Annotated in this window: 9 protein-coding genes; 4 read left to right on the top strand and 5 right to left on the bottom strand. The window is 65.7% G+C overall.

The genetic code is table 11. The annotated features are described in order from the left end of the window. The first annotated feature begins 178 nt into the window (after nt 1–178). Both ACNO8X_RS17070 and ACNO8X_RS17065 read left to right on the top strand, forming a co-directional pair. Entirely contained in the window at nt 179–3,376 is a 3,198-nt protein-coding gene (locus tag ACNO8X_RS17070) for an RND family transporter (RefSeq protein ID WP_418001975.1), read from the top strand. Between the two features lie 90 nt (nt 3,377–3,466). Further along, complete coding sequence (locus ACNO8X_RS17065; protein WP_418001974.1) at nt 3,467–4,369, top strand: FkbM family methyltransferase; 903 nt, start codon at nt 3,467–3,469, stop codon at nt 4,367–4,369. A gap of 65 nt (nt 4,370–4,434) precedes the next feature. Here ACNO8X_RS17065 and ACNO8X_RS17060 read toward each other — a convergent pair whose 3' ends face one another. The 3 genes from ACNO8X_RS17060 to ACNO8X_RS17050 form a co-directional block, all read right to left on the bottom strand. Continuing rightward, the gene (locus ACNO8X_RS17060) at nt 4,435–6,174 is read right to left on the bottom strand and encodes an AMP-binding protein (protein WP_418001973.1); all 1,740 of its coding nucleotides are present in this window, start codon (nt 6,172–6,174) and stop codon (nt 4,435–4,437) included. 166 nt (nt 6,175–6,340) lie between these two features. After that, the gene (locus tag ACNO8X_RS17055) at nt 6,341–7,075 is read right to left on the bottom strand and encodes a hypothetical protein (protein WP_043396370.1); all 735 of its coding nucleotides are present in this window, start codon (nt 7,073–7,075) and stop codon (nt 6,341–6,343) included. A 45-nt stretch (nt 7,076–7,120) separates the two neighbouring features. Next, complete coding sequence (locus ACNO8X_RS17050) at nt 7,121–7,474, bottom strand: hypothetical protein (RefSeq protein WP_029120701.1); 354 nt, start codon at nt 7,472–7,474, stop codon at nt 7,121–7,123. 134 nt (nt 7,475–7,608) lie between these two features. Here ACNO8X_RS17050 and ACNO8X_RS17045 point away from each other — a divergent pair, with 134 nt between their 5' ends. Continuing rightward, nucleotides 7,609–8,253, top strand: coding sequence for a hypothetical protein (locus ACNO8X_RS17045; RefSeq protein WP_418001972.1), 645 nt, complete (start codon nt 7,609–7,611; stop codon nt 8,251–8,253). Nucleotides 8,254–8,538: 285 nt separating this feature from the next. Further along, on the top strand, nt 8,539–11,685 hold the full coding sequence (ileS, locus tag ACNO8X_RS17040) for an isoleucine--tRNA ligase (RefSeq protein ID WP_418001971.1): 3,147 nt from the start codon (nt 8,539–8,541) through the stop codon (nt 11,683–11,685). Nucleotides 11,686–11,724: 39 nt separating this feature from the next. Here ileS and ACNO8X_RS17035 read toward each other — a convergent pair whose 3' ends face one another. Both ACNO8X_RS17035 and ACNO8X_RS17030 read right to left on the bottom strand, forming a co-directional pair. Then, nucleotides 11,725–12,903, bottom strand: coding sequence for a mannosyltransferase (locus ACNO8X_RS17035; RefSeq protein ID WP_418001970.1), 1,179 nt, complete (start codon nt 12,901–12,903; stop codon nt 11,725–11,727). Then, a complete protein-coding gene (locus tag ACNO8X_RS17030; protein ID WP_418001969.1) occupies nt 12,878–14,092 on the bottom strand; it encodes a mannosyltransferase in 1,215 nt (404 codons plus the stop codon). The genes ACNO8X_RS17035 and ACNO8X_RS17030 overlap by 26 nt, the downstream gene beginning before the upstream one ends. Nucleotides 14,093–14,099 lie beyond the last annotated feature (7 nt).

Below are 14,099 nucleotides of genomic sequence, written 5' to 3'. Positions count from 1 at the left end.
CTGGGACATGAATGGCAACAAGGACGCTCCGCGCCCGGAGGCGTGGCGGAGGGTGGATGACTTCATCAGTGGCACACCCGATTACAGCATGGCGGCGGGATCGCGGCTCTTTGGCGGCGCCGATATTGCGGTGCCGGTCGGTGCATCTGATCGGTTTGCGGCGTGTAGCCTGTCGGGGATGCTGAAACGTGCCAGGCCAAGCGGTGCTTTGGCACATGCGGGTTTCGCCGCACTCGGCAAGTTCGTGGTGCGGCGCCCCGTCATGGTCTTGGCGGCCTGGATCGGTGTGGCGGTCGTCCTGTTTCTCGCGCTACCGACGTTGGTCGACGTTGCCAGCCGGCGCCCACCGCCCTTCCTGCCCGACGATGCGTCGACACTGATCGCCAGCAACGCGATGAAGAACGCGTTCCGCGAAGCCGACGCCGGCAACATCGCGGTGGTCCTGCTGACCAACGACAAGGGCTTCAGCAAGGACGACGAAGAGGTCTATCGCCGACTCGTCGACAAGCTGAACGCCGACAAGACCAACGTCAAGTCCACGCAGGACTTCATCCACATTCCCGAGCTGCGCCAGGTGATGGCCAGCAAGGACGGGAAAGCGGTGCAGCTACCCGTCAGCCTCGTCGGCAGCATGGGTACCGGGCCGGGCCAATTGGCCTACCGCAATGCCCAGAAGACCGTCCAAGAGGTGGTCAAGGGCAGCGATCTGACGCTGAACATCGTGGGTGCGTCGGCCACCTTCCAGGACATCAACGACATCGGTGCCCGCGATCAGCACATGATCGAAGCGGCCACCGGCATCCTGGTGTTCTCGATCCTGATGATCGTGTATCGAAGTCTGATCGCGATGCTGTTGCCGCTGGTCACCATCGGCGTCTCGCTGATCGTGGCGCAGCAGCTGGTGGCCGGACTTGGCCTGTTGGGGCTCGCGGTCGGGCCACAGACCCTGGTGCTGATGACCGGCATGATGCTGGGCGCGGGGACTGACTACGCCATATTCCTGTTCAGCCGATATCAGGAGTTCATCAGGCAAGGCGTTGCCAGCGATCAAGCGCTGGTCTCTGCGCTCACCTCGATCGGCGAAGTCATCGCCGGCTCGGCCGGCACAGTCGCGATCACCTTCCTGGCGCTCTCGTTCGCCACCCTCGGCGTGTTCGCCACGATCGGGCCCGCGCTCTCCGTGACCGTGCTGGTCGGGTTCTTTGCGTCGGTGACGATGCTGCCCGCCCTGATCGTTCTGGTCGGACGGCGCGGTTGGATCAAGCCGCGCAAGGACATGACGGGCCGGTTCTGGCGCCGTTCGGGTGTCAACATCGTCCGTCGCCCCGTGACCCACCTCGCCGGCAGCCTCGCGGTGCTGCTCGCGCTTGCCGGCTGCGCGACGATGGTTCGCTACAACTACGACAACCGCAAGGACCTCGACCCTGATGCGGCCAGCAACATTGCGTACGAGGCGCTGAACAAGCACTTCCCGGTCAGTACGACCATGCAGCAGTTCATCCTGATCCAGTCTCCGCGCGACCTTCGGGCCCCGAAGTCGCTCGCGGACATGGAACAGATGGCGCAGCGCGTCGCTCAGCTGCCGCACATCGACGCGGTCCGCGGTATCACCCGTCCTACCGGTGACGTCCTCGAACAGGCCAAGGCCACGTATCAGGCCGGTGAGGTCGGCAGCAAGCTCAAAGACGCCTCGAACCTCATCAACAGCAATGACGCCATGCTGCAGAAGCTGGTCGACGGCGAGTATCAGCTGGCCGATGCGCTGAACCAGATCCGCACGCAGGTGCTCGGTTCGATCGGTCCCGTGCGTTCGATGTTGACCCAGATGGCGGCGCTGCAGAAGCAGTACGGCGGCTCGAAGACGCTGGATGATCTGGACAAGTCGGCCAAGATGGTGTCGCAGATGACGTCGCTGGGCGACGCCGTGGGTGGGCAGCTGGTCCGCGTCGGAGACGTCTACAAGTGGTCCGGGAAGGCCCTCGAGACGCTGAACGCGACGCCGTTCTGCAACTACTACCCGGCGTGCAACGACCTGAAGATCGGTCTGCAGAACGTCAACGACGGCAACGATCCCGAGACCGTGCAGAAGGTGATCAACCTCGGCCACATGCTGCAGCAGTACAAGAGCGACCCGGGCATGGACGACAAGGTCCGCGGCATGGGCACCAACATCGAGGGCATCACCAGCCTGCTCAAGCAGCTGCGCCTGTACGACACCGCCGACCTGGAGAAGCGCCTGCAGCAGGCCATCGACGGCGTCAACCTGCTGGCCGATTCGAGCAAGCAGCTCGCCGATGGCGTGAAACTGTTGGTCGACCAGGTCCGGGGGATGGGCGGCGGTCTGAACCAGGCGTCGTCGTTCCTGCTCGGTATGCGGCGCGACGCCAATACGCCGCAGATGGCCGGTTTCTACGTGCCGCCCGAGATTCTGAGCCGGAACGAGTTCGAGAAGGCCGCGACGCTGTTCGTGTCCCCGGACGGCCACACGGTGCGCTATCTGGTGCAGACCGCGCTGAACCCGTTCGGCACCGAAGCCATGGACCAGACCAACGCGATCGTCAAGGCGGCCCAGACGGCGCTGCCCAACACGACGCTGTCCGACGCGAAGGTGTCGATGGTCGGTCTGTCCGCGGTGAACCGCGACATCCGCGACTACTACAACAGCGACATCCAGTACATCGTGATCGTCACGCTGATCGTGGTGTTCCTGATCCTGGTGCAGCTGCTGCGGTCCGTCGTGGCACCGCTCTACCTGGTGCTGTCGGTGGTGCTGTCGTATGGCTCGGCGCTGGGCATCGGGGTGGTGTTCTTCCAATTCATATTGGGCTACGACATCTCCTGGAGTGTGCCGGGCATCGCCTTCCTGGTGTTGGTGGCGGTCGGTGCCGACTACAACCTGCTGCTGATATCCCGAATACGTGACGAAGCGAAATGGGGCGTGCGCTCGGCGATCGTGAAAACGGTCTCCGCGACCGGCGGCGTCATCACCTCAGCCGGTCTGATCTTCGCGGCGTCGATGCTCGCGATGACGGTCAGTAGCATCCTGGGCGCCGTGCAGCTCGGCTTCATCATCGGTGTCGGCCTGCTGCTGGACACCTTCATCGTCCGCACGGTGACCGTGCCGGCGATGGCGGCGTTGCTCGGCGACGCCAACTGGTGGCCCTCCAAGTCGCCGCGACGCAAGCGCGAAGAGGCCGAGGAGGCTGCGGCTCTGGCCGCCACCGAACGGCTGCTGGCCGAACGGCAGGCCCGTCGGGAGTCCGACGAGGTCGAACCCTGCCCGGAGTGCGGCTACGCGGCGACTTGTGATGCGTGCCAGATGACGACGGCCTTCGAGGCGGCCGGGTCGGTACAGCACCGCGGCTTCTTCGGCTGACGCCGAGCGAATTCCGAGAAATTCATCTTTCTCGTCAATAAATCTGGTTGAATTCCTGACGTCCGGTGGGGGGAATTTAGCGTCGATGTTTTGTGCGACGGCCTGACGCGATCGCACCGCGACTCTAAAGAAGAACAGGATATTCGATCACTGATGGATCCTCGGAAATTCGCTGACGCATTGCGGCCACTACCAGGATGGGTCGGGGGTGGCATTCTCGACTGGTACCAGCTCGGGCTCAGGAAGCCGAGAGACGCGACCAGCTATTACGGCGCCACCTTCCATTGCGACCCCGTCGATTCAATTCAGCGGAGCATCATCTATTACGGCGTGTGGGAACCCGCCATCTCGCGAATTATCGAAAACACTCTCGATCCGGGAGATCTGTTCGTCGACATCGGCGCGAACATCGGCTACGACGCCATGCTTGCGGCGACCCGGGCCGACGTCGTCGCCATCGAGGCTGCGCCCCACATCTACCAGAAGATGCTGCACAATCTCGGCCGTAACCCCGCGCTCGCCAGTCGTATCCGCCCCGTGAACGTTGCGGTTTCCGACCATGCCGGCGAACTCGACCTCTATGACTTCGGCCCGCGCAACATCGGTGCCACCACCACCTTGCGGTCGCGCAACGGAAAGAAATGCGCGACAGTCGAAGCAGCTCCGTTGCTGGATATTCTCTCGGCCGATGAATTGGCACGTGTCCGGCTGATCAAGATGGACGTCGAAGGTGCTGAAACGACCATTCTGAATGACATTCTTGATCACATCGACGCGTTTTCCGCGAATATGAGCATCGTCTTCGAGGCCAACCCCGAAGACGACCAAGCGGCTTTCGGTGTGCTGTTCAAACGAATTCAGCAAAACTTCGCCGCTTACGAAATAGCGAACGGGTACAGCAATGCCTGGTATCTGAAATGGAAAGATCGCCCGCTCAAAGAACTTCATGCCGCACCGGCGCGGCGTACCGATATTCAGCTGATTCGCTCATAGCGCTGATACGGCTGTGGGCCGCGGGCGTCAGTGACGCCCGCGGCCCACAGCCGGTTACGGATGGATCAAGCGTCCAAGCGCGCCAGTTCACCCTTGCGGTACAGCTCGGTGCAGGCCTGCCGGCGGATCTTGCCGCTGGTGGTGATCGGGATCGAGCCCCGGCCGACCAGCACCAGGTCGGCGGCGTTGACGCCGTGCACCTGGGAGATGGCCGAGGTGATGTCGTGCTTGACCTGAGCCAGGTTCTCGCGGACCTCGTCCTCGGTGTCGCCGCGCTTCTTCATCTCGATGACGACGGCGAACTGCTCGACACCGTCCTCCTCGAAGCCGACGGCGGCGGTGCGGCCGCCCGAGACCGCGCTGACTGTGGCCTCGATGTCGTCGGGGTAGAGGTTGCGACCGCGGATGATCAGCAGGTCCTTGATGCGGCCGATGATGAACAGCGAGCCTTCGGAGATGAAGCCGAGGTCGCCGGTACGCAGCCAGGTGTCCGACGGGGTGCCTTCGGGGGCGTCCTCGAGCACGCCACCGAAAGTCTTGGCGGTCTCTTCGACTTTGTTCCAGTAGCCGGCACACACGTTCTCACCGTGCGTCCAGATCTCGCCGACGGTGCCCTCGGCGGCCTCGCGGCGGGTCTCCGGGTCGACGATGCGAACCAGCGGCGACGGCGAGAAGCCGTAGCTCACCAGCGGGCTGCCCGATTCGACGCGCTCGACGATGCCGTCGGCCAGCTTCTCGGTGTCGAAGTCGACGACCGTCGGCGGCTCACCGGATTCACGTGACGCCACGTAGAGGGTGGCCTCGGCCAGGCCGTAGCTGGGCCGGATGGCCTTGCCGGGCAGGCCGAACTTGGCGAAGCGCTGGATGTAGCGCTTGACGGTGGTCGGCTGCACGCGCTCGGCGCCGCTGAAGACCGTCAGGACGCTGCTCATGTCCTTGCCGGCCATGTCCTCGTCGGTGGTCCGGGCGGCCGCCAGGTCGAAGGCGAAGTTCGGCGCGGCGGTGATGACGTTCTTGTGGCTGCCCATCAGCTGCACCCAGCGGGCGGGCTTGACCAGGAACGAGATGGGGCTGGTCATCACGGTGTGCCAGCCGCCGAGGATCGGGGTGCAGACGCCGAGCAGCAGGCCCATGTCGTGGTACAGCGGCAGCCATGTCACCACGGTGCTGCCGGCCGGCGCGACCTTGCCCCAGTCGGAGAAGAAGACCGCGATCATCTGCTCGTAGTTGGCCGAGACGTTGCGGTGCGACACCATCACGCCGGCGGCGGTACGGGTCGAGCCGGAGGTGTACTGCAGGTACGCGGTCTCCGGGCGAACCTCGCGGCGGGAGAACGGCTTACGGCGGGTCTCCAGGTCCAGCTCGTCGACGGCGAGGACGACCGGGGTGCGGCCGTCGTCGCCCGGCGTCGCGTACTGCGCGACAGCGTCCTTGCTGGCCGCCGTGGTCAGGGCGACGACGGGCTGCGCATCCTTCATGACCGAGATGACGCGCTCGTCGTGGTGGCCCATGATCGGCTGGGTCAGCGGGACGGCGATCATGCCGGCCTCGAGGGCGCCGAGGAATCCGACGACGTATTCGAGGCACTGCGGGGCGACGATCACCACGCGGTCGCCGATCTCACCGTGTTGGCGCAGTTCGTGCGCGACTGCGACGCTCTGCTGGTACAGCTGAGCCCAGGTGAGGGTCTTGGCCACGCCATCGGGGTCGGTGTCGTAGTCCATGAACGTGAAAGCCACGTCGTTGGGTTGCAGGCTGGCGCGCTCGCGCAGGACGGCCGGCAGAGACGACTCGATCACGGACACTTCCTCCTCGGGAATGTTCGGGCAGGGGTGAAGGCCGGGTGTCGTCGAAGGTGGTGAAACACAGTCAAACTGACACCGGGTGCCGGATAGCAGAGTAAGGCATACCCGCAGATTTTGGCGGATCGGGCCTTTTGCTGACGAGTCTCCGACGGTCAGCGCTGGAGGCTCAGTGGGCCGCCTTCGAGAACCACTTGGTCTTGATCAGCCACGAGTGCGCGGACGCGAGTGCGAAGACCCCGCCGCACATGCAGGCGAAGACCCAGACGAACTTGCCGTCTTCGAGGGGCTGCAGCTCCGGAACCAACGACGTCAGGATGCGGGTGGCGCAGGCCATGATGCCGCTGGCGGTGGCGAACAGGTAGATGTTGGCGATGCGCCGCGAGTCGGGGTTCTTGCGTAACACGAGCAGGGCGCGGCCGCCGAACACCAGCAGGTAGGTCAGGGTGCCGCACAGCACCAGCCAGTACGCGGCCAGCCAGCCGTCGGTGGGCATGGTGAACAGGTCGGGGGAGTACTCGCGACCGGCCACGCTCATCGAGAACAGTGCGAGCAGCACCGGGATGCACAGGGTCGCGGGCCGCTCGATGTACTGCGTGAACATCTTCTGCATGGCGGCGTCGTCGGCCAGACGGCCGATGGCGTTGTAGACGATGGCCGAGGCGGCCACGATGTAGCAGTCATGTCCGAGGTAGGCGGGCAGGTTCCAGACGCCGGTTGCCGAGTGGATGGCGCGGCCCAACGTGTCGGCGGCCATCGGGGACATCAGGGCGACGGCGGCGGCCTGCAGCGCGATGTTGAGGGTGGCCGCCACTTCCCAGCGGCAGGACCACGTGACGCGACGGATCCACAGACTCCACGCCATACAGGCGAGAGTGATGGTGATGAGCAATGTGAGAGCCATGGTTGAAGCCTTTGCCAGCGCCTGCGAACGCTCAGAGTCTACTGGTCAGAGCGGCGGTGCATCAGCACGTCGCGTCATTTCCGACAACTTTGTGGCGCGTTTGGGGACCGCCGGCGCCGCCGTGGCAACCGCGAGGGGTGCCGATTGGATGTAGCTGATGACCTCGTCGTGACTCATCAAGCCGAACCGAACTTGCAGGTCGGGATAGCTCAACCGGAAGTGATCGGCCACCAGGCGGAGTTCTTCCGCGTTGGGATAGTCGGCCTCTTTGATCCGCCGGTAGTACGTACTGCTCGACGTTCCGAGCGCACCGTAGATCTCCCTCGCTTCGACGTCGCCGTCGAAGATGTAGTCGAGCAGCGCCTTGAGCTGTCTGCCGTTCTGGTCTGTTCGGGGCACCCTGCCACGATAGACCCTTCCCCCCTTTGGTTGCTAGCAACTGTTTTTGCGACACATAAGCCGTAATTGACATGGGCGTCACAGTTTCGGGAGCTATGTCCCAAATTTGGGAATCGTGTTGTAGTGTGCATCACATGACTGTTGCGTACGCCGGTGAGATCGATGCCGTTCTCCCTTCTGCTGCTGCGGCGACGATGCACGTCGCCGACTACGAGTTCGGCGGCTTCGACACCGCCGGTACTGCGGTCGATATGCGGCGCCTCGAGGCCCCGCTGTCACCGGTGATCACCGCCGAGCTTGAGGGCGCCGTCGAATACCTGGGAGTGGACGCCGAGGTGCTGCTGATCGCGGCGCTCGGCCGCGCGATCGAGCGGGTCGTCGGACCCGGCCGAGCCGCGGTCGACGTGGCTGCAGCGAAGGAACGGTCCGGCGGCGGACTGGCCGTTATTCGCCGGCTCGAGGTGGATGCCGTCTCGGCATCGGACGTGGATGCCACCGAGATGGTGCAGACGGTGCGCGGTGCCCTGGCGGCCGCTACCGCCGACCCGAAGGACGTTGCCGACGTTTTGTTCAGTTACGGCATGTCCGCGATCGACGGCGAGCACCCGGGCCCGGCGCACACGCTCGAGGTGCGGGCGTTCCACGCTGACGACGTACTGCACGTCGACTGGTGGTACGCCCGGCACCAGTTCGAGCCCTACACCGTGGACGAACTCGCCGAGCAGTTCTCCTACGCCGTGATCGAGCTGGCCTCGGAGGCCATGCCGGTCTCCGAGTAATCCGTGGTGGCCCGCGCCCGTTAGAATCGCTGCATTCGCATCGATCCGGCCATCACCGGGGAGCATTCGGAAGAACGGCTGCGTCGGCCTTGGCCGCGGTAGCTCAGTAGAACCGAACGGGTAGGCCCGTCATCGCCTGCAGTTGAGCGGCGCACACGCGCGACCTTCCGGGTCGGCTGTGCGCAAGCGGGGTGGTACCGCGGCGCTCGCGTCCAGACGCGAGATCGTCGTCCCCGTGCCTGGAACTGAGCACCTGTTGGTGCTGACGGCACTGGAGACCCTGACGTGAGCGCGTACCCCAAGACCGCCAGCGGCACACCGAACTTCCCCGACCTCGAAACCGACGTCCTGGAGTTCTGGGCCCGCGACGACACCTTCCGCGCCAGCATCGCGCGCCGCGACGGCGCCCCCGAATACGTCTTCTACGACGGCCCGCCGTTCGCCAACGGCCTGCCGCACTACGGCCACCTGCTCACCGGCTACGTCAAGGACATCGTTCCCCGGTACCGCACGATGCGCGGCTACAAGGTCGAGCGCCGGTTCGGCTGGGACACCCACGGCCTGCCCGCCGAGCTCGAGGTGCAGCGCCAGCTCGGCATCTCGGACAAGGCCCAGATCGAGGCCATGGGCATCGGCGCCTTCAACGACGCCTGCCGTGCATCGGTCATGAAGTACTCGAACGAGTGGCAGTCCTACGTCACCCGCCAGGCGCGCTGGGTCGACTTCGACAATGACTACAAGACCCTGGACCTGACGTTCATGGAGTCGGTGATCTGGGCGTTCAAGCAGCTGCGGGACAAGGGCCTGGCCTACGAGGGCAACCGGGTGCTGCCGTACTGCTGGAACGACGAGACCCCGCTGTCCAACCACGAGCTGCGCATGGACGACGACGTCTACCAGAGCCGGCAGGACCCGGCGCTGACCGTGGGCTTCGTCGCGACCGACGGTCCCGTCGCCGGCGCCCGTCTGCTGGTCTGGACCACCACGCCCTGGACGCTGCCGTCGAACCAGGCCGTCGCGGTCAACCCCGAAGTCACCTACGTGCAGGTGGTAGGTCCCGACGAGCAGAACTACGTCCTGGCCGAGCCCCGGCTGGCCGCCTATGTGCGCGAATTCGGCGAGGAGCCGGTCGTCGTCGGCAGCTATCTCGGCGCCGAACTGCTGGGTACGCATTACCTGCCGCCGTTCGCGTACTTCGTCGACAGCGACCGGGCGCAGAACGCATTCCAGGTGCTGCAGGGTGATTTCGTCACCACCGAGGACGGCACGGGCATCGTTCACATGGCCCCGGCCTACGGCGAAGACGACAAGGCCACCTGTGACGCCGCGGGCATCGTCGCGGTCACGCCGGTGGACTCCACGGGCCGCTTCGACTCGACTGTGCCCGACTACCAGGGACAGCAGGTCTTCGAGGCCAACTCGCAGATCATCAAGGATCTGAAGAACGGCACCGGCCCGGCGGCGGTCAACGCGCCGGCGCTGCTGCGGCACGAGACCTACGAGCACTCGTACCCGCACTGCTGGCGGTGCCGCAATCCGCTGATCTACCGCGCGGTGTCGTCGTGGTTCGTCAAGGTCACCGAGTTCCGCGACCGGATGGTCGAGCTCAACCAGCAGATCACCTGGTACCCCGAGCACGTGAAGGACGGCCAGTTCGGCAAATGGCTGTCCAATGCGCGCGACTGGTCGATCTCGCGAAACCGCTACTGGGGCAGCCCGATTCCGGTGTGGAAGTCCGATGATCCGGCCTACCCGCGGATCGACGTCTACGGCAGCCTCGATGAGCTGGAACGCGATTTCGGCGTCCGCCCGGACAACCTGCACCGGCCGTACATCGACGAGCTGACCCGGCCCAATCCCGACGACCCGACCGGGAAGTCGACGATGCGCCGCATCGAGGACGTGTTCGACGTCTGGTTCGACTCGGGCTCGATGCCCTACGCGCAGGTGCACTACCCGTTCGAGAACGCCGACTGGTTCGACGGCAGCGCAACGGAATCCGCGCACTTCCCGGGCGACTTCATCGTCGAGTACATCGGCCAGACGCGCGGCTGGTTCTACACCATGCACGTACTGGCCACCGCGCTGTTCGACCGCCCGGCGTTCAAAACCTGTGTGGCACACGGCATCGTGCTGGGCAACGACGGCCAGAAGATGAGCAAGTCGCTGCGCAACTACCCAGACGTGTCCGAGGTGTTCGACCGCGACGGGTCCGACGCCATGCGCTGGTTCCTGATGGCCTCGCCGATCCTGCGGGGCGGCAACCTGATCGTCACCGAGCAGGGCATCCGCGACGGCGTCCGGCAGGTGCTGCTGCCGGTGTGGAACGCATACTCCTTCCTGGCGCTGTACGCGCCGAAGAAGGGCACCTGGCGCACGGATTCGACGCACGTGCTGGACCGCTACATCCTGGCCAAGCTCGCCGACCTGCGCGACACCCTGACCGCCTCGCTCGACGCCTGCGACATCTCGGGCGCCTGCGAGCAGTTGCGCCAGTTCGCCGAGGCTCTCACCAATTGGTATGTGCGACGGTCGCGTTCGCGGTTCTGGGAAGAGGACACCGACGCCATCGACACCCTGCACACCGTGCTGGAGGTGACCTGCCGCCTGGCCGCCCCACTGCTGCCGCTGGCGACCGAGATGATGTGGCAGGGACTGACCGACGAGCGTTCCGTCCACCTGACCGACTGGCCGGAGGCCGGCGTGGTCCCCGCCGACCCCGCGTTGGTCGCAGCCATGGACCGGGTGCGCGAGGTGTGCTCGGCGGGCTCGTCGCTGCGCAAGGCCAAGAAGCTCCGCGTGCGCCTGCCCTTGCCGAAACTGACTGTGGCGGTGGACAACCCGGAGGCGCTGCGGCCCTTCGTCGACCTCATCGCCGACGAGCTCAACGTCAAGGCCGTCGAGCTCACCGACGACATCGACGCCTACGGCAAGTTCGAGTTGACGGTCAATGCACGTGTTGCCGGTCCGCGCATCGGCAAGGACGTGCAGGCCGCGATCAAGGCGGTCAAGGCCGGGGAAGGCGTGGTCAACGCCGACGGCACGCTGACCGCGGGGCCCGCTGTCCTGCTGGTGGCGGAGTACAGCTCGAAACTCGTTGCCGCGGAACCGGAGTTCACCGCGGCGCTGCCGGACGGCGCCGGCCTGGTGGTGCTCGACGCCACCGTCACTCCCGAGCTGGAGGCCGAGGGCTGGGCCAAGGACCGCATCCGCGAACTGCAGGACCTGCGTAAGGCCACGGGGCTGGACGTGTCCGACCGGATCACCGTGACGTTCGCGGTGCCGGCCGACAAGCAGGCGTGGGCGAGGACCCATGCCGGCCTGATCGCGGGCGAGATCCTGGCCACCGACTTCACCGTCGTGGCCGTCGAGGAGCTCACCGACGGCGCCGACGTCGGTGACGGAGTCCGGGCCGCCATCGCCAAGGTCTGACGACTTTCCCGCGAGCGTGCCGTCGGCGCACGCTCGCGGTCAGGTCCGCAGCCGTCGGCCGGTGACGACCGTCCAGCCGAGAGTGGCCACGGCCAATCCGACGTACGCCAACCCGGCCCACGCCAGGTACCACGGGCGGCTGATCTGCCACAGGCTCGGTTCAGCCATGGCCAAGACACTGGGGACGCTGACGAGCGTCAGCGCGATCCAGCCCCAGCCGAAGAACCGGGCACCAGGTTCGTCCCGCCACGGTCCGCGCAGCAGCCAGATGATCAGCGGCAGTATCCACACCCAGTGGTGCACCCAGGAAATGGGCGACACCAGAAGGCCGAACAGTTCGACGACCAACAGTGACCCCAACTGGTCGCGGCCACCTGCGCTGCGCCCCAACGCCCACCAGGCCAGCGCGGCGAGCACCGTGGTCCCGACGATCGCGGTGAGTACCAGGGCGCCTTCCCCCGCGTCGTGGCCCACGATCCGCGATATGGCGCCTCGCCAGGATTGGTTGAACGCGATGCCGATCGGGTTGATGCTGGTATCGCCCATCACTTTCGTGAAGTAGTGCCACACCTGATCGCCGACCACCAGCCAGGACACCCCGACCGTGGCGAAGAAGACGATGGCCGAGCACGCCGCGGCGGCCCAGCGTCGCACGCCGACGAAGTACAGCCCGGTGATGGCGGGAGTCAGCTTCACCCCGGCAGCCAGGCCGACCAGCAGGCCCGACAGCCACCATCGCGTGCTGTAGGCCGCGTACAGCACCGCGAGCGTCAGGAAGACGCCCACCTGTCCGAGGTCGAGAGCGACACGGGCCGGCTCGAGCCAGATCAGGCCCGCGGTCCACACCATGGCCTCCCGCGCACTGGCGCTGCCCACCATGCGTTGGGATATCCGCACGATCGCGTATACCGCGGCGATGATCGCGACTTGCCACACCAGCCCAACGGCCGCGAATGGCAGGAAATGCAAGGGGTAGAACAAGATTGCCGCAAAAGGCGGATAAACGAACGGCAGCGGCTGGGTGGGGGACTGGTCCGAGTAGGCGAAGGCGTACAAGGTGTCGGGGCGGTCCAGCGCGGCGCCACCGAGGACGTACACGTGGAAGTCGACCAAGTCGGGCTGGCTGGGAATCGTCACCGCAAGCAACGTCACCGCGCTCGTCAGCAACAGCACAGGCGCCAGCAACCTCCGGTCAGACAATGTGCGCAACGCGACCACGACGCCCCGTTCGGACTATCCAGGCCATGGTCGCCAGCGCGGCGACGATGTACACGGCCTCACCCCAGGCCAGGTACCAGGGCCGGCTGATTTGCCAGATGTCGGGCTGGGCAAGGGACAGCAGGCTGGGCACGCTGAGCACCATCAGTGCCACCCAACCCCAACCCAGGATGCGAGCACCCGGCTTGTCGTGCCAGGGACCGTAGATCAGCCAGATCATCAGCGGCAGCGCCCAGACCCAGTGATGGACCCAGGACACCGGTTCCGCGAGCAACCCGAACAGCTGGACCACCAGTAGTGACCCGAGCCGGTCCCGCTCGCCACCGAGGGCTCGGAAGGCCAGCACCGCGAGCACGGCCGTGCCGACGATCGCGCCGATGACCAACGGAGACATCCCGGCGTCGTGCCCGAGGATCCGCGACAGCCCGCCGTGCCAGGACTGGTTCCATGCCGAGCCTGTCGGCAGTGTCTTGCCTGCCGCGATCATCTGGCCCGGGAAGTAGCGGCGAGTCTCCTCGGGCGCCACCAGATACGCCAGCCCGACCGTCGCGAAGAAGACCACGGCGGAGAACAGCGCGGTGCCCCACCGCCGCACTCCGACGAAGTACATGCCAGTGATCGCCGGTGTCAGCTTGATGCCGGCACCGACACCGATCAGCAGCCCCGACAGCCACCACCGCGAGCTGTAGGCGGCATAGAGGACGGCCAACATCAGGAAGATGCCGATCTGTCCCGATTGAATGCTGCTGCCGGGCGCCTCCATCCAGATCGCGCCGGCGGTCCATAGCATCGCGGTACGCCGACCGCCGCCACCGACGAATTTCTGACTCAGTCGCACGCTCGCGTAGATGGCGGCGATCAAGGCGACCTGCCAGCCGAAGGCGACCACCCCGAACGGCAAAAAATGCAAGGGAGCGAACAACATTGCCGCGAAGGGTGGATAGGTGAACGGCAGGTGTTCGCCCTTGGTCGGGTCGACGTAGAAGAAGTCGTACAGGCTGCCGGAATGCGCCAACGCGGAGCCGCCGAGCACATACACCCGAAGATCGAAGAAGGCGTCACCCTTGACCAGGTAGTAGCCCATCGTCGAGGCGACCCGCAGGGTTGCGCTGACAGCGAGGATGACCGGCGCCAGCGTTTGCCAGCGGGACAGTTCGGGCCGCAATGTCGAGGCGGGCCCGGCGGTCACCGGCCGA

The sequence above is a fragment of the Mycobacterium sp. PDNC021 genome, from assembly GCF_048282635.1.
GTDB classification, from domain to species: Bacteria; Actinomycetota; Actinomycetes; order Mycobacteriales; family Mycobacteriaceae; genus Mycobacterium; species Mycobacterium llatzerense.
This window is presented reverse-complemented; position numbering and strand designations above follow the sequence as displayed.